We start from the raw sequence: 20,316 nt of genomic DNA, 5'->3' as shown, positions 1-20,316 counted from the left end.
TTCATGACCTTGCAGATCGGCTTTCTGTTGTTTCCCGGCATCCAGCAACTGGACCTTACTGGCCCCTATGACGTGCTGGGTTCGCTGCCGGATGTGAAGCTGCACCTGGTGTGGAAAGACCTGGCACCGGTCACTTCCAGCACCGGTTTGGTGTTCACTCCGACCATGACGTATGCCGACTGCCCGCGCCTGGATGTGATATGCGTGCCCGGCGGTTCCGGCGTCGGCGCCTTGATGGAAGACCCGCAAACACTCGACTTCCTCAAAGCCCAGGCACAGACCGCCCGCTACGTGACCTCGGTATGCACCGGCTCACTGGTGCTCGGCGCGGCCGGTTTGCTGCGCGGCCGCAAAGCCACCACCCACTGGGCCTACCACGACCTCCTCGCCCCACTGGGCGCTATCCCGATCCAGGCGCGCGTGGTGCGTGACGGCAACCTGTTCACCGGTGGCGGGATTACTGCGGGGATCGACTTTGCGCTGACCCTGGCCGCCGAGCTGTACAGCGAAGCCGCCGCACAGCTTGTGCAACTGCAGATCGAATACGCGCCGGCACCGCCGTTTGACGCGGGCAGCCCGAGCACCGCGCCTGAACATGTGCTGGAGGAAGCCCACAAGCGCACGGCGGAATCGCGTCGGGTGCGCGGTGAAATTGTGGCGCGTGCGGCGGCGCGGTTGGCCTGATGGCACCTGCGCAGCAAATTCTGTAGCGGTAGTGCTGTTATGGCGGTGGGTCAGGCAGGTCTGGACATCACCGCTAACCGCGCCGCCAATAGCATCAGCACGCTCGCAAGGCCCCATTTCTGTAGCCTGGCGCTGTGGCGACTGCCCGCAAACATTCGGCTGATCGCCCCGCCAAAAATGCCCAGCAAGGCATGAAAAACCCCGGCGATCAGGGTTAGAACGCCGCCCAACACCCACAGTTGCATTGCGATGGAGCCGGCCTCGGGCCTGACGAATTGGGGCAGGAACACCATGAAAAACAGCAACGCCTTAGGGTTGAGCAAACTGTTGAGCATGGCCTGCGCAAATACATGCCGCAAACGCACGCGACGGACCTGGGTCATGTCCAGGCCGGTGTTTTTTTGCAAGGTCTTGAACACCAGCCACAGCAGGTAGATCACCCCGGCGTAACGAATCAAATCAAACGCCGGCGGCCAACTGGCGACTAAGGCGGTCACCCCGCTGGCCGTCAAGGCGGTCAGCAGCAAATCCGCCACGCAGATCCCCAGGCTTGAAGCCACGCCACCGCGCCAGCCATAACTCACGCCATGGCTGATCACAAACGCCATGTTCGGCCCCGGCGACAGCAGCAACAGCAAAACAGCGCCGGAAAACACCGCGAGGGTTGCGAGGTCGATCATGCTCAAGCCATCCACCAGAGAAAGCCTGCAGATTAAACGGCGCGCCGTGCGGCAACAAAAAATTGTGCTGGATACATTCTTCGCCAACGGTCATGTCGGGTGATTGCTCAGTGCCATAACCAACGATTAGAATGCGAAACATTATCAATAAGACCCTGCGTCAGGATGCCCCTGTTGAGCGACCATCCCCTGGACTCCGCCGCCATCGGCCAGCTCTACCATACCCATTCTTCCTGGTTGCGCGGCTGGTTGAGCCGGCGCACGGGCTGCCGTGAACATGCCGCTGATCTGGCGCAGGAAACTTTTGTGCGTCTGCTCAACATGCGCAAACAACAGACCTTGCACCAACCGCGCGCTTACCTGAGCAGCATTGCCCGCAGCCTGATGATCGACCAGTACCGGCGCCGCGAGCTGGAGCGCGCCTACCTTGAAAGCCTGGCGCACTTTCCGGCACTGGAAGTGCCGTCGGAAGAAACTCGCTTGCTGATCCTCGACAGCCTGGAGCGCATCGACCGCTTGCTCGATCAACTTAAGCCGCGGGTGCGCGAAGCGTTTTTGCTGGCGCAACTGGACGGCCTGACCTGCGCACAAATCGCCCTGCGTTTGGGCGTCTCCAAGGCCACGGTGGAGCGCGACCTGGCCAAAGCCCTGCATGCCTGCTACCGGTTACGTTATGCAGAACTTTGACCCACGCCTGGTCGACCAGGCCATCCAGTGGATGATCCGGCTGCGTTTCAACGTTGCCGACGACGTCAGCACCGCCGCGTTCGAACAGTGGCTGCAAAGCAGCCCCGAACACCCGTTGGTGTGGCAACGGGTGGCAACCATGAGCGATGAGCTCAGCCACGTGCCCGCCGGTGCCGGGCGCCATGCCCTCAACGGCGCACGCCAGCGCATCAGCCGCCGTGACACCTTGAAGATGCTGGGTCTGTGTGCCGGGGCCGCTGGTCTCACCTGGCTCGGGCGCGACTACACGCCTCTGCCTGAGTTGATGGCTGACTACCGCACCGCCACCGGTGAGCGACGTTGGGTGACGCTCAACGATGGCAGCCAGATCCAGCTCAATAGCGCCAGTGCGATCGACGTTGCGCTCAGTACCGAACGGCGCCGGGTACACCTGCGCCAGGGTGAAATGCTGATCAACACCGGCGCCGACAGTCGACCATTCTGGGTGCAAACCCGTGACGGCTACCTGCGTGCCCTCGGTACGCGCTTTCTGGTGCGCGAAGAAAGCCAGGGCACGTTGCTCGCCGTGCAACAAGGCAGCGTGGCGGTGTATGCCGACCAGCACGACAGCAGCGCGCGCCAGCTGATCAACCCCGGCGAACAGGTGCTATTTGACCGCAGCCACCTGCGCCCACCGATCGCCAACGGCCTGGACCCCTGGGCCTGGAGTGACGGTGTTATCAGCGCCCATGACATGCGCCTGGATGACTTTCTCGCCGAACTGAGCCGCTACCGCAACGGCTTGGTGCGCTGCAGCGAGACCGTGGCCGGGTTGCGCGTGTCGGGCACTTACCAGCTGGATGACACCGACCAAGTGCTCAACCTGGTGGCGAGGTCGCTGGCGGTGAACGTCACCTATCGCAGCCGTTATTGGGTCACGGTCACGCCCCGCGTTTAAGGCTTCAAAAATAAATGAGGTTATTTCTCATTGCCGCTCGACCTGTAAGGAAAGGCCGATCAACAGGCCGGTTCTGTTCACCTTCCTTAAAGGAGCATCCCGCGGTCATGCAAGCGTTCCCTTCCCGTAGTTCCCCCCTCAAGCGCGCGGTGCAGGCCGCCCTGCTGGGCGCCTGCCTGAGCGGCGGCGCCCTGCCGCTGGCCGTGATGGCCGAAACACTCGCCAACGACACCCAGGCACGCGATTGGCAGGTCGCCCCAGGCGCGCTGGCCAACGTGCTGGACCAGTTCGCCCGCCAGGCCGGTATCAGCCTGTCCTACGACGCTACCAGCGTCGCCAACAAGTCCAGCCCAGGCTTGAACGGGCACTTTGACCGCGCCCAAGCCTTGGGCGAACTCTTGCGTGGCCAGGGCTTACAGGCACAACGTCAAGGCGCTAGCACCTGGCTGCTATTGCCCTACATGGCCGATAGCGGCGCGCTGAACCTCGGTGCCACCACGGTAACGGGCGAGCATCTGGGTGCTACCACCGACGGCACCGGTTCCTACACCACAGGCGCGGTCACCATCGGTAAAGGCCAACACAGCCTGCGTGAAACCCCGCAATCGGTCAGTGTGATGACCCGCCAATTGCTCGACGACCAGAACCTCACCACCATCGAAGACGTGATGGAACACACCCCGGGGATCACAGCCTACGCATCGCCCATGGGCGGCAAATACTTCTATTCCCGTGGCTTCAAGATGCTCGGCCAGTACCAGTACGACGGCGTACCGCTGGACATGGGCAAAGACTACGTACAGGCCGACAGTTTCAGCGCCAACATGGCGATCTACGACCGCGTTGAAGTGCTCAAGGGCGCGGCCGGCATGCTCAAGGGGGCCGGCACCGCCAGTGGCGCGGTCAACTTTGTGCGTAAAAGACCCCAGGCCAAGCCGACCTCCAGCCTGTCGCTGGCCGCCGGCACCTGGGACAACTACCGCGCCGACGTCGACACCGGAGGCCCCCTGAATGACAGTGGCACCGTGCGCGGCCGCGCAGCGTTCAGCCAGCAGGATCGCGGCTCCTACATGGACATTTCCAAACGCAAGGACCAGGCCTTCTACGCCGCGCTGGATGTCGACCTCAACCCCGACACCACCCTGGGGCTGGGCGCCAGCTACGAAGACATCGACGCCAGCCCGTGCTGGGGCGGAGTGCCGCGCTACAAGGATGGCAAGAGCGCCAAACTGAGCCGCTCCACCTGCCTTGGCCAATCCTGGAACGACTGGCAAAGCCAGCGCGCCACCTTCTTCGCCGACCTCACCCACCACTTCAACGACGACTGGCAACTCAAGGTCGCGGCCGTGCATAGCCGCAACCTGCAAGACACCAAGTACGCCGCCAGCGAAGGTACTATCGCCTATGGGGACCCTGCGCCCACTGCCAATTCCTACGCCGCGCTGATGGACTACGATCACAAGGACTTCGGCCTCGACGCCTACCTGGACGGCAAGTTCGAAGCCTTCGGCCTGGAGCATGAACTGATCATCGGCGCCAACGGCAGCCGTGGCACCCAGGACGACGTCTACGCGATCCGGAACCTGCCGACGCGCCAGAGCATCTACCAACCCGACCACCACTTCCCGGAGCCGGCCAACGACACCTTCTGGCCGAATATGTACCGTGGCGGTACAGTCAAGGAAACCGCCACCCAGTACGGCACCTATGCCACCTTGCGCCTGCGCCTGGCCGAGCCGTTGATGTTTATCGTCGGTAGCCGGGTAAGCTGGTACCAGAACCGCCGTCAGTCCAATAACCTGGCCTGGGGCGAATGGGCCGTGCAGGATGCACGCACCAAAGAAACCGGCGAGGTCACGCCGTTTGCCGCGCTGATCTACGACCTCGACGATCACCTGTCGGTGTACGCCAGCTACGCCGATATCTTCCAGCCGCAAAGCTCGTATGCCACCGTGGATGGCGCGGCCCTCAAGCCCCTGATCGGTGAAAACTACGAGCTGGGCATCAAGGGCGAATGGTTCGACGGGCGCCTCAACAGCTCCCTGGCGCTGTTCCGTGCCGTGCAGAAAAACGCCGCCGAAACCGACTACCTCAGCTTCTGCCCGACCTCCTCCGATGGCTATTGCTACTCCGACAGCGGCAAGACCCGCGCCCAGGGCGTCGAGGCCGAAGTGAGCGGCGAACTGCTGGAGCGCTTGCAGGTGTCCGGCGGCTACACCTATACCCAGACCAAATCCCTGAAAAACATCGACAGTGCCATCGAAGGTGGCGTAGGCAACAGCTACGTGCCACGGCACATGCTGCGGATGTGGGCCGACTACCAACTCGACGGCGCGCTGTCGAAATGGAGCGCGGGCACTGGGGTCAACGCCCAGAGCAGCAACTATCGCGTGCAGGGCATCAAGCTCGAACAGCCCGGCTACGCCCTGTGGAGTGCGCGGCTGGCCTACCGGGTGGATGACACCTGGACCGTGGCGCTCAATGGCAACAACCTGTTCGACAAACATTATTACCAAACCGTCGGCACTGCCGCCTGGGGCAATTTTTACGGCGAACCGCGCAATTTCACCGTGAGTTTGAAAGGCAACTTCTAACCCCTGCACACCCCGCAGGCAGGGCGCTGAGGGCGCCCTGCCAACCTCCCGTTGTCCCCTTTTCCTACGTCCCTTCGAAAAAGGTTTTCCTGTTGAACAGGAAAATTCCCATATTTGTTCCTACACTCAAAATCACACCCCAAGACCGAGTGCATGAACAAGGAAGGTCAAGAACATGACACATAAAAACACCTATCAACGTGTCTGGAATACCACCTTCGCTCCACAGTCAATTTTCTGATCAAGCCAATAAAAGGAACACTCCTTTAGTCACTGCCCCTGCCAATTTCCTCCATTTGGAAGGTTGCACGTGGATGAAATAGTTGCGTTTTACCCAGCATAGCCGTCGTTCGATTTGTCCTCTTATCAAGCAGGGTGAAGTAGCCGAACAGAGAGTCTGGAGTGCAATGAGGGATGTTTTATGCGAGAAAAGTCGTCAGTCGATAGCCTGTTTCTGACCCGTGCTGGATTTGTTGAATTTTTTGTTGTTTTCGTCAAGTTGGTACATGGCCTGACTGCGATTTTGCCGCCGCTGGTGCTGGTGTTGTTCCTTGACCCGCTGGAACCAGAGATGCGCTCCCACTTTCTCGGTCTGCTGCTGTTTTTCGCAGTCCTGAGTATTATTCTGTTTCAGGCCCTGGGGATTTACTCCGAAGAGCTGTTCAGCAATCGCCTGCGCCTGCGCACCAGTATCGTCGCCTGGTCCGCTGCGTTCTGCATCTTGCTGTTCATGTACCAGATCCTGCAGTTTTTCCCGCAATTGACCCCGCGCAACCTGGTGGTCTGGTACATCGCCAGCCTGGGTTTGTTTTGCGTAGAGCGCCTGGTGATGCTGCGCCTGTATCGCAACCTGATGCGCAAGGGCAAGTACCTGCAACGCACGGTGATCCTGGGCTTTACCGACACCGCCGTACATATTGCCGACCACTTGCAACGCAATGGCGATATCCGCTCCGGCCTGATCGGCTTCATTGACGACCGCACCGAGCGCATTCCCAAGGAATTGAGCAACCTGCCCTTGCTGGGCAACACCCGTGACCTGGAGAAGCTGATCCGCGCCGAGCAGGTCAACCAGGTGATGATCTGCCTGCCATGGGCCGCCGAGCAGCGTATTCACGTGCTGGTCAACCGCCTGCGGCAGATGTCGGTGAACGTGATGCTGGTGCCCGACATGGCCGCCCTGCGCTACGGCCACAGCCGCATCACCGACGTGGGCGGCATCCTGATGTTCAATACCTCGCAGTTGCCATTGCGCGGCTGGTCGCCGTTTATCAAGCGCTGTGAAGATTTACTGCTGGCCAGCCTGGCCCTGGTGGCGTTGTCGCCGGTGATGCTGCTCACAGCCATCGCCATCAAGCTCGACTCCAAGGGCCCGGTGCTGTTTCGCCAGAACCGCTATGGCTACAACGACAACGAAATTCGCGTGTTCAAGTTCCGCTCGATGTTCACCGACCAGAGCGACTTCACTGCCGAACAACAGACCACCCGCAAAGACCCGCGCATTACCCGCGTGGGCCGCATCATTCGCAAAACCAGCATCGACGAGCTGCCGCAGCTGTTCAACGTGCTGCTGGGCAACATGTCCATGGTCGGCCCGCGCCCGCATGCCACGGCCACCAAAGCCGCAGGCATACCCTTCGAGGTGGCGGTGAGCGAGTACAGTTCGCGCCATCGCGTCAAGCCAGGCATCACCGGTTGGGCGCAGATCAACGGCTATCGGGGCGAGACCGATACCCTGATCAAAATCCAGAAACGTGTCGAGTACGACCTGGAGTACATCTCCAAGTGGTCGGTGTGGTTTGACTTGTACATCGTCTTCATGACGGTCCCGGCCGTCCTCTCCACCAAGGAAGTCTATTGATGAACACCCTCAACGGATTAATTCCCTGCATCATTTCCGGTGGTTCGGGCACGCGGCTGTGGCCGGTCTCGCGGCAGAACATGCCCAAGCCCTTCATGCGCATGCGTGACGGCCAGAGCCTGTTGCAAAAGACTTTCCAGCGCGCAGCCAAGCTGCCCGGCGTGGAAAGCGTGCTCACAGTGACCAACCGCGACCTGCTGTTTCGTACCCTGGATGACTACCGAGGGGTCAACAAGGCCCACTTGCCCCTGGACCTGCTGCTCGAACCCTTCGGGCGTAACACCGCAGCGGCCATCGCCGTGGCGGCCTTGCATGTGCAGGAGCATTTCGGTGACAGCGCACAGCTGCTGGTGATGCCCGCCGACCATCTGATCCTCAATGAAGTCGCGTTCGCCGAGGCGGTGACCCAGGCGCGCGACCTGGCTGAAGCCGGCTACCTGGTGACCTTCGGCATCCAGCCCGATCACCCCGAAACCGGTTTTGGCTATATCGAAAAAGGTGACGCGCTGGGCACCGGCAACCGCGTCAAACGCTTTGTCGAAAAACCCGACCTGGCCACCGCGCAGGCCTACCTCGACGGCGGCAAGCACCTGTGGAACGCCGGCATGTTCTGCTTCAAGGCCGGCACCCTGGTGGACGAACTCGCCGCCCATGCCCCCGAGGTGCTGACCGCTGCCAGAGCCGCTTTGGAGCACAGCCATGGCCTGCAAAACAAAACCTCACGCCAGCGCGAACTCGATGCGGATGCGTTCGGCAGCGCGCCGGACATTTCCATCGACGTGGCCTTGATGGAGAAGTCCAAGCAAGTCGCCGTGGTGCCCTGCGATATCGGCTGGAGCGACATCGGTTCCTGGGAAGCGCTGCGCCAGCTCACGCCCAGCGATGCGCATGGCAACCAGGTCAATGGCGAAGCGATTTTGCATGACGTGCACAACTGCTACATCGACTCGCCCAAGCGCGTACTCGGCGCCGTCGGCGTGCGCGACCTGATCATCGTCGACACCCCCGATGCGCTGCTGATCGCCGACGCCAACCGCAGCCAGGATGTGCGCTACATCGTCGCCGAACTCAAGCGCCAGAACCACCCGGCGTTCAGCCTGCACCGCACCGTCACCCGGCCGTGGGGCACCTACACGGTGCTGGAGGAAAGCAGCCGCTTCAAGATCAAGCGCATCGTGGTCAAGCCCCAGGCTTCGCTGTCGTTGCAGATGCACCATCACCGCAGCGAGCACTGGGTGGTGGTCAGCGGCGCCGCGCAGATCACCAACGGCGAGCGTGAGTTTTTGATCAATGCCAACGAGTCCACTTACATCCCGGCCGGGCACAAGCACCGCCTGACCAACCCCGGCATCATCGACCTGGTGATGATCGAGGTGCAGAGCGGCGAGTACCTGGGCGAGGACGACATCGTGCGCTTTGACGACATCTATGGGCGTGCACCGGCGCAAGTGAAGAAGTGATATGCGCACCTCGTTGATCATCCCGACCCGCAACGCGTCCAGCCACTTGGCGCGACTGCTGCCTGCGCTGAACATGCAGACGCTGCAACCGGACGAGATGCTGGTGGTCGACAGCGCGTCCAGCGATGACACCGTGGCGCGTTTTCGCGAATTCGGCGCCCGGGTCGAGGTGATCGATGCGCGTGATTTCAACCATGGCGGTACACGCCGCTGGGCCAGTGAGCAGGTGAGCGGTGACGCACTGATCGTGATGACCCAGGACGCGATCCCCGCCGATGCCGAGACCTTCGCCAACCTGCTCGATGAACTGCAGCAAGACCCACTCACCGGCGTGGCCTACGGGCGCCAGTTGCCACACCCCGGCGCCGGCGTACTGGGCGCACAGTCGCGGCACTTCAATTACCCGGACCAAAGCCGCACCAAGCGCATGGCCGACGCGCCCACGCTCGGGATCAAAACCTGCTTCAGCTCCGACTCGTTTTGCGTGTACCGACGCAGCGCCTTGCAGGCCGTCGGCGGCTTCCCCGCCGATGTAATCGGCAGCGAAGACGCCTACGTCGCCGCACGCCTGCTGCTCGAAGGCTACACCGTGCGCTACGCCGCCACGGCGCGGGTGTACCACTCCCACGATTACCGACTCATGGATGAGTTCCACCGCTACTTCGACATTGGCGTGTTCTACGGTCGCGAGCCGTGGATTCGCCAGGCGTTTGGCGATGCCGGCGGTGAAGGTAAACGCTATGTACTGGCTGAGCTCGCGGCATTGCGCGCAGCCGGTGCATTGCACCGCGTGCCCGAAGTACTGGTGCGCAGCGCGTTCAAGTTGCTCGGCTACCGGCTGGGCCATCTGGAACGTCGGCTCCCCCTCGCCCTCAAGCGGCGCATCAGCATGTTCCCCGGTTATTGGAGGTGAGCATCATGACCTACAGGAAGTCCCCCTTGATGAAACGAACCTTGCTCGTCCTGGCCATGATGGCGTTGGCCGCCTGCAATACGCCCGCACGCATCGTCCCGCCGGACGACCAGACCGTTGAAGACGGCAAACGCGCCCTCGACCAGCTTGCGCAACTGCCGCCGGCGGTGGAGCGCATCCGCATCGGCGACCAGTTGCGCATCGTGCGGGATGCCGGGGAAATGCCGACGCTGTCGGCGTTCAACGTCAGCACCATCTATGAGCTGACGCTGTACACGGTGCAGACCGACGGCAAGATCAACTACCCGTTCCTGGGGCCGATCCAGGTCGCCGGGCGCCAGCCCTCGGAGCTGGCCACCGAGCTGAGCAACAAGCTCGCGCCGGTGTATCGCGAACCGCGGGTGACAGTGAATATCAACCAGGCCCCGGGCAACTCGGTGATCGTCGGCGGCGCGGTGAATAACCCCACCGCCGTGCAGCTGGGTACGGCCAACACCCTGGAACAAGCCATCGTCGGTGCCGGTGGGGTCAACCCGTCGGGCAACGCGAGCATGGTCGCGCTGCTGCGCGAAGATGCCCAGGGCGCCTATCACGCCTACTTCCTGGATTTCAGCCAATACCTCAAGCCCGGCCCCAACGGGCGTAAACCGGTGCACCTGCAACGCGGCGATGTGGTGTTCGTGCCCAAATCCAACGTCGGCGAGCGCATCCAAGGGGTGGATACCTACTTGAACCAACTGATCCCGTTCACCAAGTCGATCGGGGTTGGCTACAACTACACCCGAACCAGCGGCGGCAATAACTGAAGGAGCGACATCCCATGATCGAGATCCGTTCTTTTCGTGATCTTCTGCGCCTGTTCTTCATCTTTCGGCACGAGTTCAAACTGGCGGCCATCGCGGCGCTGGTGATCATCTTGCTGGGGGCCTTTTTGCTGCCGGCCAAGTACGAATCCACCGCGCGCCTGCTGGTCAAGCCGGGGCGTGATTCGACCTTGCCGATCGAGATCAGCAACCGCCAGGCCATCGTGATGCCCAGCACCCAGCGCGACCCGATTGTCGACGAAGAGCGCCTGCTGACCGGGCGGCCGATTGTGCGCACGGTGGCCGAGCATTACCTGGAAGTGATCGCCAACGCACCGCCGCCGGAAGGCTTCTGGAAGCGCACCAAGTACTACGTCAAGGAAGGTGTGGGCGCGGTATTCGACGGGATTCGCGTGGTACTGGAAACCGTCGGCATCCTGGAAAAAACCACCCCCGTGGAGCGCCTGGCCGCCAGCCTTGAGAAAAACTTCGAGGTCAGCCACGCCGCGGGTTCCACGGTGATGGACATCAGCTTTCGCTGGGGTGACCCGCAAATCGCCCAACAGGTGGTCAAGGATTGGGTCGAGACCTACATCGCCGAACGCACCCAGGCATTGGGCCGCAAGAGCCTGTATGCCTTCTATGAAGGCCAGGTGAACACCAGCGCCACCGAGATCAAAAGCTACAAGGAGCAGATCCTCAAGCACTTGAACGAGATCGGCGCGGCGAGTATCACCGACCGCCTGGAGGACTTGTCCGAGCGCATCAATGTGCTGCGTGGCGAGACCTTCAACACCACGCGTCTGATCGCTTCTTCCGACAGCGCGATCCAGAGCACCCGCGACCAGCTCAAGGGCCAGCCCAAGGAAGTCACCACGGTGCGCCAGATCGCACTGAACCCTCAGCAACAGGATTTGCGTCGCCTGCTCAACCAGAAGCTGCTGGAAAAAGCCGACATGATGCGCACCTACACCGATAACGCGCCGCCGGTCAAAGCCCTGGATGCGTCGATTCGGGCGATGCAGGCGCAGGTGGCCGGTGAAAGCAACACGGTGCAAAGCTCGGAAAACCGCGCGCCGAACACCCTCGAAATTCACTTGCAGCGCGTGCTGCTGGATGAGTCGAGCAATAACCTGGCGCTGCGCACCCAACTGGTTCAGCAGCAGAAACAACTGGTGAACCTTGAGGCGCAACGCAAGGAGGCGCTGGAGATTGAACCGGAGCTGACCCGTCTTTCCCGCGAGCTGAGCGCCACCGAGCGCAACTACGCGCTGTATGTGGACAACCTGGAAAAATCGCGCATCGACCGTGAGCTGGACAAGAGCCAGATCAGCAACATTGCAGTGATCGAAGAAGCCACCCTGAACCCAGGCCGGATCTTCCCGAAAACCCTGCTGATGCTGCTGTTGGCGATTCCGTTCTCGATCGTCGTCGGCCTGCTGGTGATTTACCTGTGCTACCTGCTGGACCAGCGCATTCACGATGGCGGCTTGGTGGAGCGCAAGTTCGGCCTGCCGCTGTGGACTACCCTGCCGGAGCTGGACACCAGCACCGCGCAGGGTACCAACGCGTTCAATGCGAGCATTTACCGCCTGTATGGGCTGCTGCAGTTGGAGCGGATTGCCGAGCGCGGCATGACGTTGGGGCTGACCTCGGCACGCCATGGCGAAGGCGTGACCTTTGTGGTCGAACAACTGCGCCAGTTGCTGCAAGAGAACGGCATCAACGTGCGGGTCGGCGGCGCGCAACCGGCGGCGCCCGGCGAGCTGGTCCTGCTGGATGCCTCGGCGCTGCTGGATAACCGCGATGCCTTTATCAACCTGCGTCGCGCCGACCTGATCGCTTTGGTGGTGGAAGCGCAGAAAAGCACGGTGCCGGTGGTGGAACACGCGCTGTCGATTCTTAACACCGCGTTCGGCAAGGTGGACGGCATCATCATCAACCGGCGTAAATTCGAAGTGCCGGCCAAGGTGCTCAAAACCATCGCCAAATACCGGGGAGCGTTCTGATGCGCATCGCCCTGCTCGCGCCTTTGCCACCGGAAAAAAACGGGATCGCCGATTACGCGAACCATTTCAAGACGGCCTTGGAGCAGTTGGGCGTGACGGTGGCGACACCGTTGAGCGGCGTGGAAGGCAGCAGCGCCGCGATCCGGCAGGCGATCGCCGGGTTCGACTGGCAACGCGTGGACCTGGTCCACGCCGAGCTGGGCGGCGGGCGGTTGGGGGAGTTCCTGGCCCTGCGCGAGTTGCGCAAGGCCCATCCCACGCTGCCGCTGACCGCCACCGTGCATGACCCCGAACGCATGGTCTGGCGGCGCGAGCACCTGCCCTTTCCACTGAACCTGCTGGAGCGTCTGCCCAGCCCATTGCCACAAGCGGCCGTGGTGCTGGCCGACCCGCTGACCTTGGGTGAGGAACGCCAGGTCGCCCAAGGCCTGACGCGGCTGATTACCCTCACCCGACTGGGCGCCGATTGCTTGTCACAGCGCATGCAATTGCCGGCCGGCAAAGTGGCGGTGATCAACCACGCCAACCTCGCGATTACGCCGGCACCGTTGCCGTCGCTGGACACCTTGCACCTGCTGTATTTCGGTTTTATCTACCGTGGCAAAGGCATTGAAGACCTGTTGCAGGCGTTGGCCGATGCCTTCAAGCAAGCCCCCGAATTGCGTGACCGTGTGCGCCTGACCCTGGCCGGTGGCACGGCCGCCGAAATGGCGTTTGGCGCAGGCGGCAATTACCTGGAGCAGTTGAACGGCCAGATCGCCGACCTCGGCCTGGCGGGTGCCATCGACTGGCGGCTGAACCTGCCGGCGGGCGAGATTGCGCAGACGATCCAGGCGCACCATGTGATGGTGCTGCCGTACCGCGAATCAAAAAAGCTTGGCCTGCTGGGGCGCCAGCGTGGCACCAGTGGCGCGCTGTCCTGGGCCGCAGCGTGCGGGCGCGGGGCGATCACTTCGGATGCGCGCGCGTTTGCCGAAGAAGTCGCCAGCGGCAATGGCGCGATTTATCCCCAAGGTGATGTGGCGGCCTTGAGTGCACAGCTGCTGCGCCTGGCGCGCACACCGACCCTGGCCCGCGACTGGGCCGAACGCGCCGGTGAAATCGGCCGCGAGCGCCTGTGGCCATTGACCGCGCAGAAGTTCAAGCAGCTCTTTGAACAGGCCATTGCGGGAGCACCTTATGGCAGCTAAACGCACGTGGTTAGCTACCCTGGCCGTGGTCGCGGCAATCGGCCTCAGCGTCTTTATGTGGGGGCGCCAGGCCGACGCCGAAAACCATGTGCTCAAGGGCAACAAGGTGGTGGTGTGGAAGGACTTCCTGGGGGTGAATGCGCAGTTCCTGTGGTTCAGCCCGACGCTGTATCAGCTGCAAATCAACCGTCTCAAGGCCCTGGGCCTGCAATGGGTGCGCCTGGATCTGCATTGGGACCAACTGGAGCCCGCTGAGGGCCAGTATCAGGTCGCGACCCTGGATCAGTTGGTCGCCAACCTGCAAACCAACCAGCTCAAATCGGTGTTCTACCTGGTGGGCTCGGCGCCTTTCGCCACCACCGCGCCGGTCGGTGCGCCGTATCAGGACCAGTACCCGCCCAAGGACCCGAATGTGTTCGCCAACCGCATGGCGTTGTTGTCGCAACGCTACCCCAGCGTCGATGCCTGGCAAGTCTGGAACGAGCCCAACCTGCTCGGCTTCTGGCGCCCGGTGGCCGACCCGGCCGGCTATGCCAACTTGCTCACCGTCAGCGCCGCCGCCTTGCGCGCAGTGAATGCCAACAAACCGGTGGTGGCCGCCGGCATGGCGTTCTTCAGCGAAATGCCCAACGGCCAGACCATGCTGTCGGCCCTTGGCGCATTGGGCGTGGCGAGCTTGAACACGGTGATTTCCTATCACCCTTACACGCAGTTGCCCGAAGGCAACGACCCGTCGAACCTGGACTTTATCGCCAAGACCACGGCGCTCAACCAGTCCCTGCGCGCCGCTGGCGTGCACACCCTGTGGAGCACCGAGTGGGGGTGGTCGACCTACCCCGGCCCCAAAGACGCCCAGGACCTGATCACTCTGCAAGGCCAGGCCGACTACGTGGTGCGCCGCGTGGCGCTGATGAGCGCGATGGATTTCGACAAAATCTTCCTGTTCACCTTGAGCGACCTCGACCAGCGCGCCAGCGTGCGCGACCAGTCTTACGGCTTGCTCGACATCGACGCCAACCCCAAGCCGGTCTACACCGCCTTGAAGAACTTTCTCGACGTCAGCGGCCCGCAACTCACACCCGGCGACCCGCCCACCGCCGATCAAGTGCCGGACGGCTTGTTCAGCATCGGCTGGACCCGCGCCGACGGCCACAAACTCTGGTATTTCTGGTCGGCCCAGGGCGGCAACGCGCACTTGCCCGGCCTGACCGGCGCGACCCTGTACGACCCGCTGCGCGGCACGCAAACCCCGCTGAGTGGCACCGACGGCCTGACCGTACCGGTCAAGTCGAACCTGCAAATTCTGTTATGGGATTGAGGCCTGCCATGCGCATTTTATGGATCCTGCCCTACTCACCCTGGCCCGCCACCAGCGGCGGCAAGACCCGCCAGTTTCACCTGCTGCGCAGCCTGGCCGCGCGGGGGCATCGGATCACCCTGCTGCTGCATGACAAGCACCCGGTGTCGCTGACCGACCGCCAGGTGCTGGAAGCCTTCCTCGAGCAAGTGATCATCCTGCCGCGCCGCCCGCTGCGTAGCCTCAAGACCCTGGTGGCCGGGCTGTTGGCGCCCTACCCGCTGCTGGCGAGTGTGAATGGCCTGTCGGCGGGCTTGCAGGACACCTTTGAGCAACTGCTTAACGAGCATTGGGACGTGGTGCAGATTGAGCACACCTACACCTTCCAACCCTACGAAGATGCGCTGGCACGCAAATCCCGGCCGTTCGTGCTGACCGAACACAACGTGGAGTCGGCGTTGGGCGCCGCCACCTATGACCGCCTGCCGCGCTGGGCGCTGCCGTTCATTCGCTACGACCAATGGCGCTACAGCCGCTGGGAACACCGGGTGATGCGCCAGGCGGCGCAGGTGGTGGCGGTAACCGAAGCGGATGCGCAAGTGCTGGCCAAAATCGCCGGCAAACCGGTGCCGGTGGTGGTCAATGGCGTGGACTGCGATCACTTTGCCGCCGCCCATCCCGACCCGTCGACCCGCCGTGTGTTGTTCCTCGGCAACTATGAGTACGCGCCCAACGTGGACGCCATCGAGTGGGCGCTGGATGAGATCCTGCCCAAAGTCTGGGAGCGCTGCCCGGATGCGCGTATGAGCGTGTGCGGGTTCGGCATGCCTGGCAGCTGGCGCGAGCGTTGGAAAGACCCGCGCATCGAGTGGCAAGGGTTTGTGCCGAACCTGTTGAACCTGCAATCGAGCTGCTCGGTATTCCTGGCGCCGCTGCGCCATGGCGGCGGCTCCAAATTGAAAGTGCTCGAAGCGCTGGCCGCCGGGTTGCCCCTGGCAAGCACCGAGCAAGGTGTGTCGGGCCTGGACCTGGTGGAAGGCCTGGACTACCTCGGCGGGCAAAGTGCCGACAGCCTGGCGGATGCCGTGGTGCGCCTGCTGCAATTTCCCGAGGCCGCCGCGCCCATGGGTGAAGCCGGCCGCGCCTATGTGCGCCGGGCCCATGACTGGAGTGTCGCCGCCAGCCAGCTGGAGCAGGTGTATGGCTCGCTGGCGCCACTCAATCAAAAGGAAACCGTATGCGTGTAGGCCTGGATTACCGCACCGTCGGCACCTCACCGCAATCGGGCATCAGCCGCCAGGTGTATGCGCTTGAAACAGCCTTGCGCAGTTTGCCCGGCATCGAGCTTGAGCGCTTCACCGTGGCGCCGCTGGGCGATGAAACGCGCTTGCAGGCCCACTGCCCGGCGTGGGGCTGTGCGAAGACGGCCATGCATCAGCCGCAGAATCGTTTGAGGTTCGAGGCCGGTTTCCTGCCACGGGCCTTGCGTGAACAACAGATCGACCTGTACATCAGCACCTTCAATATGGGCCTGCCACTGCCACCCAAGCCCAAAGGCTTGCGCACCGTGGTATTGCTGCACGACCTGTTCCAGATCACGTTGAACAACTACCACGCCAACCGTTTAAAGGCGTTGATCTACAAAACCAGCGATCGCCTGTCGATCAGCTATGCGGTACACAGCGCCGACCGAGTGTGGACGCCGTCGCAGTACAGTGCCGATGAAACCACGCGGTTGTTTCCCAAGGCCGCCGGCAAGGTGCGCGTGCTGCCCAATCAGGTCGATGGTTTTATCGAACTGGCGGCGGACCTCACCGCGCGCCAGCTGCCGCCGCGCTATTGGCTGTTGGTGGGCACCCGCGAACTGCGCAAGAACGTGCCGTTTCTGGTGGACGCCTGGCAACAAGCGCGCAGCCTCTCCCCCGCCGTACCGGAGCTGGTATTGGTCGGCAGCCTCGACCACCTGCCCGAAGCCCAGCGCAGCCTGCCGGGGATTCGCGCCCTGAGCGGCGTGTCGGATGCCGAGCTGCACGCCTTGTACCGCCAGGCCTCACGCCTGTGGCAGCCGTCCTATGCCGAAGGCTTTGGCTTGCCGGTGATCGAAGCGCTGAGCGTCGGCACGCCGGTGGCGGTGGCCAGCGGCACCTCGCTGGATGAAATCACCCCGCCGTCGGCGCCGCGTTTTTCGCCCACCGATGGCCCGGCGCTGGTGCAATGGATGCTGGCCCTGAGCGATCAGTCGGATGAAGATTCACCCGCGCAACGTCGGCAATGGGCACAGCGTTACAACCCGCTTGCCTATCGCCAACGCCTGGCCGAACTGATCGAGGAATTGAAATGAGATTCTCCCTGGCAAGCCTCGTCGCCATCCTGTTCGGCCTGCTGTTTGGTGCACTCGCCTTGATGCTGTCACCGGCCAAGGCGTTTCTCGCGGTGATCGGCCTGGCCGCTGCGGTGACCATTTTGCGCTTTCCGTTCTGGGGCTTGCTGCTGTTCGCCGGGATGGCAACCTTTATGCCCTACTCCACGCTCAACCTGGGTATTCGCAGTACGGTCAGCGAAGCAATCCTGGCGCTGACCTGGGGCGCGGTGCTGTGGCACAGCTTTCTGGCCCGCGTGCCGGCCACACCCCGCCTCACTCGCCGCCCCACCGACCAGATGCTGCTGTGGCTGATGCTGTTCAGCGTGTTCCCGTTTATCGTCGGCCAGGTCACCATTCACGCCGACAGCAGTGGCGTGGCGAACTGGCTGCGTTGGTTGCTGAACCTGTCGGGGGTGTTTCTGGCCGCCAAGTTGCTGGTGGACCACAAGCATCGCGAAACGCTGGTGATCGCCCTGTTGCTGGGCACCCTGGCGATGCTGGTGCTGTCGATTGCGGTGTTCGTGCGCACGCGCTCGGGCGCCGGCATTGCGCCGGTGCTGGCGCTGTTCAATTACGGCAACTTCGACACCCTCAAATTCGGCCTGGAGGCGATGTCCTCGCGCATGGGTTCGCCGTGGATGCACCCGAATGCCATCGGCGGGATCATGGCCCTGCTGCTGCCCTTGGCCTTCTGCTTCGGCATGACCGAACAGGGCTGGAAGCGTGGGTTGGGCCTGGGCGTGGCGTGCCTGGGGGCCGCCGCCTTGCTGCTGGCCAGTAGTCGTGGGGCGATGGTCAGCCTGGCGTTGGTGCTGATCTGGATGGCCACGCGCCGCGTGCCGTATACCGGCCGCTTGTTGATGATCGGTGCGGCGCTGACCGTGGCGCTGGTGATGGCTTATCCACCGTTGCAGGACCGCCTGGCGACGATTTTCTCATCGGATAACGCCAGTACCGCAATCCGTTTCGACGAATACCGCATGTTCCCCCAGGCGGCGGCAGCCTACCCGTTCGGCATCGGCTTCAAGGTCGACCCACCGGTGCCGGGCACGCACTTTCTGGGGATCTCCAACCTGTGGCTGAACTACGTCTACAAGATCGGCATTGTCGGCATGCTGTTGTTTATTGCCGTGACAGTGCGCTGGTGGCGTGAAGCGCGCCCGGAAAAAGGCCCGATCCGCCTGACCAAAGACAACGCGCTGTGGCTGGGCAGCACGGCCGGGATTCTGGCGGCGCTGGTCAGCGGCCTGTTTGACCACTACTTCAGTTTTGCCGTGGTGATGGTGTCGCTGTTCTGGCTGATGGTCGGCATCAATGTGCTGGAGGCCCGCCGCCTGTTTCCGGCGCGCCTGCCGCAGGTCAAGACCGTGGTGTACCGCAAGCCACTGCTTGACGGCGTGCGGCCTTAATCATGCTCGGCTCTGCCGTCTGGCTGACGCTTGCGACCTTGCTGGGCCTGTGCCTGGGGTTCGCCCGCGAATGGCTGCTGGTGGCTGCGTGGGGCGCCGGAGAGCGCAGTGACGCCTTCCTCATCGCGCTGTTTTTGCCCGAGGCGTTGCGCATGTCGTTGGCCGGTGGCGTATTGAGCGCCGCCGCGCTGCCACTGTACCTTGCGCGCAAAGACGGCGAGCGCCTTGACTGGCTGGCGGTGCTGTTCCCGGCCTTGATGTTGATCGCGCTGGTCACCAGCCTGGTGCTGACGTTGCTGGCGCCGTGGCTGGTGCAATTGCTCGGCCCGGGGTTGGCGGCCAGTGCTACGGCGCTGGCCGCCAGCAACCTGCAAATCGTCGCCTGGTGCGTGCCCGGCTTGATGCTGCATGCGCTGTTCAGTATTCCATTGCAGGCCAGCGAGCGGTTTGTGCTGGCGGGGTTGGGCTCGTTGCTGTTCAACCTGCCGCCGGTGACCTACCTGGCGTTGGCGGGCACGGCCACGCAACCGCATTCCCTCGCCTTGGCGTGCCTGGTCGGCAGCCTGTTGATGCCGCTGGCGTTGCTGCCGTCGATCTGGCGCCAGGGCTGGCGGCCGTGGCGCTGGCGACTGGCCTTTGCGCCGCTGCGCGAACTGGGCCAGCGCATTGGGCCGCTATTGCTGAGTAACGGCGCCAGCCAGGGCTTGGCCTTGATCGAACGGCTGGTGGCGTCGCTGCTCGGCGAAGGCGCGGTGACTTGGGTCAACCTCGCCCGCAAGCTGATGAACCTGCCGCTGATTGCGCTGATGAGCCTCAACCAGGTGCTGCTGGGCATGATGAGCCGACGCCAGGGCGATGAGCGCCTGGCCCTGCTCAAGCGCGGCCTCGAAACCGCCAGCGTGCTGACCCTGCCGGCAGGCGTTGGCCTGGTAGCCGCGGCGCCGAGCCTGGTGGCCCTGCTGCTGCCCAAACAATCGGCGGACTCACCGTTGCCGCTGCTGCTGGCTTGGTTTGCCGTGCCGCTGGTGTTCGGCGCCTGGAATGCCTTGCTTGCGCGTTATGCCTACGCCGCCGGCGATACGCGCCAGCCGCTGCGTTGCGAGCTGCTCGGCAGCCTGGTCAATGTGCTGCTGCTGGGCGTGCTGCCGTTTGTGTTTGGCCTGGCGGGTATTCCCTTGGCCGCATTGGCAGGCGTGATATGCACCGCACTGCTGCTGATGCAACGCCAGGCACTACTCAATGCTTTGCCCTGGACGCGGCACTGGCTGCTCAGTGCGCTGGTGATGAGCCTGGCGGCGCTGTTGCTGTTTCCAATTCAAGGCGTGTGGCTGCAACTGGGGCTAAGCACCCTGGCCGGCGCCGTGGTGTTGCTGGGCATGGGGCTGTGGCTCAAGCCATGGCGCAAGGCATGAACGATCGGTCGGGGGCAG

The 20,316-nt window shown here is 63.0% G+C and carries 16 protein-coding genes; 15 read left to right on the top strand and 1 reads right to left on the bottom strand.

The genetic code is table 11. The features are described from left to right. Positions 1 to 3: 3 nt before the first annotated feature. Complete coding sequence (inhA, locus tag PSH96_RS10165; RefSeq protein WP_305458961.1) at positions 4 to 684, top strand: isonitrile hydratase; 681 nt, start codon at positions 4 to 6, stop codon at positions 682 to 684. Between the two features lie 50 nt (positions 685 to 734). Here the strand turns inward: inhA and PSH96_RS10160 are convergent, their stop codons facing one another. Then, a complete protein-coding gene (locus PSH96_RS10160; RefSeq protein ID WP_305458959.1) occupies positions 735 to 1,364 on the bottom strand; it encodes a LysE family translocator in 630 nt (209 codons plus the stop codon). A 165-nt stretch (positions 1,365 to 1,529) separates the two neighbouring features. Between PSH96_RS10160 and PSH96_RS10155 the strand changes: the two genes are divergently transcribed. The 14 genes from PSH96_RS10155 to PSH96_RS10090 all read left to right on the top strand — a co-directional run bounded on the left by PSH96_RS10155 (position 1,530) and on the right by PSH96_RS10090 (position 20,298). Next, a complete protein-coding gene (locus PSH96_RS10155; RefSeq protein ID WP_370694333.1) occupies positions 1,530 to 2,051 on the top strand; it encodes a sigma-70 family RNA polymerase sigma factor in 522 nt (173 codons plus the stop codon). Then, a complete protein-coding gene (locus PSH96_RS10150) occupies positions 2,038 to 2,988 on the top strand; it encodes a FecR domain-containing protein (protein ID WP_305458957.1) in 951 nt (316 codons plus the stop codon). The genes PSH96_RS10155 and PSH96_RS10150 overlap by 14 nt, the downstream gene beginning before the upstream one ends. Positions 2,989 to 3,095: 107 nt before the next feature. Further along, positions 3,096 to 5,582 carry a TonB-dependent receptor gene (locus PSH96_RS10145; protein WP_305458955.1) on the top strand — a complete coding sequence of 829 codons (2,487 nt, stop codon included), beginning with the start codon at positions 3,096 to 3,098 and terminating at the stop codon, positions 5,580 to 5,582. A 421-nt stretch (positions 5,583 to 6,003) separates the two neighbouring features. Then, positions 6,004 to 7,443: an undecaprenyl-phosphate glucose phosphotransferase gene (locus PSH96_RS10140; protein ID WP_305458953.1), complete on the top strand. Its 1,440-nt coding sequence runs from the start codon at positions 6,004 to 6,006 to the stop codon at positions 7,441 to 7,443. After that, entirely contained in the window at positions 7,443 to 8,903 is a 1,461-nt protein-coding gene (locus tag PSH96_RS10135; RefSeq protein ID WP_305458951.1) for a mannose-1-phosphate guanylyltransferase/mannose-6-phosphate isomerase, read from the top strand. Before PSH96_RS10140 ends, PSH96_RS10135 begins: the two co-directional genes overlap by 1 nt. Before the next feature lies 1 nt (position 8,904). Beyond that, complete coding sequence (locus tag PSH96_RS10130; protein WP_305458949.1) at positions 8,905 to 9,816, top strand: glycosyltransferase family 2 protein; 912 nt, start codon at positions 8,905 to 8,907, stop codon at positions 9,814 to 9,816. 29 nt (positions 9,817 to 9,845) lie between these two features. After that, positions 9,846 to 10,622, top strand: coding sequence for a polysaccharide biosynthesis/export family protein (locus PSH96_RS10125; RefSeq protein ID WP_058420822.1), 777 nt, complete (start codon positions 9,846 to 9,848; stop codon positions 10,620 to 10,622). A 14-nt stretch (positions 10,623 to 10,636) separates the two neighbouring features. Further along, positions 10,637 to 12,628: an exopolysaccharide transport family protein gene (locus tag PSH96_RS10120; protein ID WP_305458947.1), complete on the top strand. Its 1,992-nt coding sequence runs from the start codon at positions 10,637 to 10,639 to the stop codon at positions 12,626 to 12,628. After that, positions 12,628 to 13,818 (top strand): glycosyltransferase, encoded by a 1,191-nt coding sequence (locus PSH96_RS10115; protein ID WP_305458946.1) that lies wholly within the window; start codon positions 12,628 to 12,630, stop codon positions 13,816 to 13,818. Before PSH96_RS10120 ends, PSH96_RS10115 begins: the two co-directional genes overlap by 1 nt. Beyond that, complete coding sequence (locus tag PSH96_RS10110; RefSeq protein WP_305458944.1) at positions 13,808 to 15,136, top strand: beta-galactosidase; 1,329 nt, start codon at positions 13,808 to 13,810, stop codon at positions 15,134 to 15,136. Before PSH96_RS10115 ends, PSH96_RS10110 begins: the two co-directional genes overlap by 11 nt. An 8-nt stretch (positions 15,137 to 15,144) precedes the next feature. After that, the gene (locus PSH96_RS10105; protein WP_305458942.1) at positions 15,145 to 16,362 is read left to right on the top strand and encodes a glycosyltransferase family 4 protein; all 1,218 of its coding nucleotides are present in this window, start codon (positions 15,145 to 15,147) and stop codon (positions 16,360 to 16,362) included. Then, complete coding sequence (locus tag PSH96_RS10100) at positions 16,353 to 17,456, top strand: glycosyltransferase family 1 protein (RefSeq protein ID WP_305458939.1); 1,104 nt, start codon at positions 16,353 to 16,355, stop codon at positions 17,454 to 17,456. The genes PSH96_RS10105 and PSH96_RS10100 overlap by 10 nt, the downstream gene beginning before the upstream one ends. Further along, positions 17,453 to 18,886, top strand: a complete 1,434-nt coding sequence (locus PSH96_RS10095; RefSeq protein ID WP_305458936.1) for an O-antigen ligase — start codon at positions 17,453 to 17,455, stop codon at positions 18,884 to 18,886. The genes PSH96_RS10100 and PSH96_RS10095 overlap by 4 nt, the downstream gene beginning before the upstream one ends. 2 nt (positions 18,887 to 18,888) lie before the next feature. After that, on the top strand, positions 18,889 to 20,298 hold the full coding sequence (locus tag PSH96_RS10090) for a lipid II flippase MurJ (RefSeq protein ID WP_305458934.1): 1,410 nt from the start codon (positions 18,889 to 18,891) through the stop codon (positions 20,296 to 20,298). Positions 20,299 to 20,316: the final 18 nt, after the last annotated feature.

This window comes from Pseudomonas sp. FP2338, assembly GCF_030687515.1.
GTDB classification, from domain to species: Bacteria; Pseudomonadota; Gammaproteobacteria; order Pseudomonadales; family Pseudomonadaceae; genus Aquipseudomonas; species Aquipseudomonas salomonii.
The sequence above is the reverse complement of the archived record's forward strand: the minus strand, read 5'-3'. Positions and strand labels throughout refer to the sequence as shown.

Coding starts and splice junctions, on each gene's coding strand:
- PSH96_RS10140 (WP_305458953.1), top strand. CDS start 6,004: ATGCGAGAAAAGTCGTCAGTCGATAGCCTGTTTCTGACCCGTGCTGGA.
- PSH96_RS10125 (WP_058420822.1), top strand. CDS start 9,846: ATGAAACGAACCTTGCTCGTCCTGGCCATGATGGCGTTGGCCGCCTGC.
- PSH96_RS10095 (WP_305458936.1), top strand. CDS start 17,453: ATGAGATTCTCCCTGGCAAGCCTCGTCGCCATCCTGTTCGGCCTGCTG.
- inhA (WP_305458961.1), top strand. CDS start 4: ATGACCTTGCAGATCGGCTTTCTGTTGTTTCCCGGCATCCAGCAACTG.
- PSH96_RS10090 (WP_305458934.1), top strand. CDS start 18,889: ATGCTCGGCTCTGCCGTCTGGCTGACGCTTGCGACCTTGCTGGGCCTG.
- PSH96_RS10145 (WP_305458955.1), top strand. CDS start 3,096: ATGCAAGCGTTCCCTTCCCGTAGTTCCCCCCTCAAGCGCGCGGTGCAG.
- PSH96_RS10130 (WP_305458949.1), top strand. CDS start 8,905: ATGCGCACCTCGTTGATCATCCCGACCCGCAACGCGTCCAGCCACTTG.
- PSH96_RS10110 (WP_305458944.1), top strand. CDS start 13,808: ATGGCAGCTAAACGCACGTGGTTAGCTACCCTGGCCGTGGTCGCGGCA.
- PSH96_RS10115 (WP_305458946.1), top strand. CDS start 12,628: ATGCGCATCGCCCTGCTCGCGCCTTTGCCACCGGAAAAAAACGGGATC.
- PSH96_RS10105 (WP_305458942.1), top strand. CDS start 15,145: ATGCGCATTTTATGGATCCTGCCCTACTCACCCTGGCCCGCCACCAGC.
- PSH96_RS10160 (WP_305458959.1), bottom strand. CDS start 1,364: ATGATCGACCTCGCAACCCTCGCGGTGTTTTCCGGCGCTGTTTTGCTG.
- PSH96_RS10150 (WP_305458957.1), top strand. CDS start 2,038: ATGCAGAACTTTGACCCACGCCTGGTCGACCAGGCCATCCAGTGGATG.
- PSH96_RS10100 (WP_305458939.1), top strand. CDS start 16,353: ATGCGTGTAGGCCTGGATTACCGCACCGTCGGCACCTCACCGCAATCG.
- PSH96_RS10120 (WP_305458947.1), top strand. CDS start 10,637: ATGATCGAGATCCGTTCTTTTCGTGATCTTCTGCGCCTGTTCTTCATC.
- PSH96_RS10155 (WP_370694333.1), top strand. CDS start 1,530: ATGCCCCTGTTGAGCGACCATCCCCTGGACTCCGCCGCCATCGGCCAG.
- PSH96_RS10135 (WP_305458951.1), top strand. CDS start 7,443: ATGAACACCCTCAACGGATTAATTCCCTGCATCATTTCCGGTGGTTCG.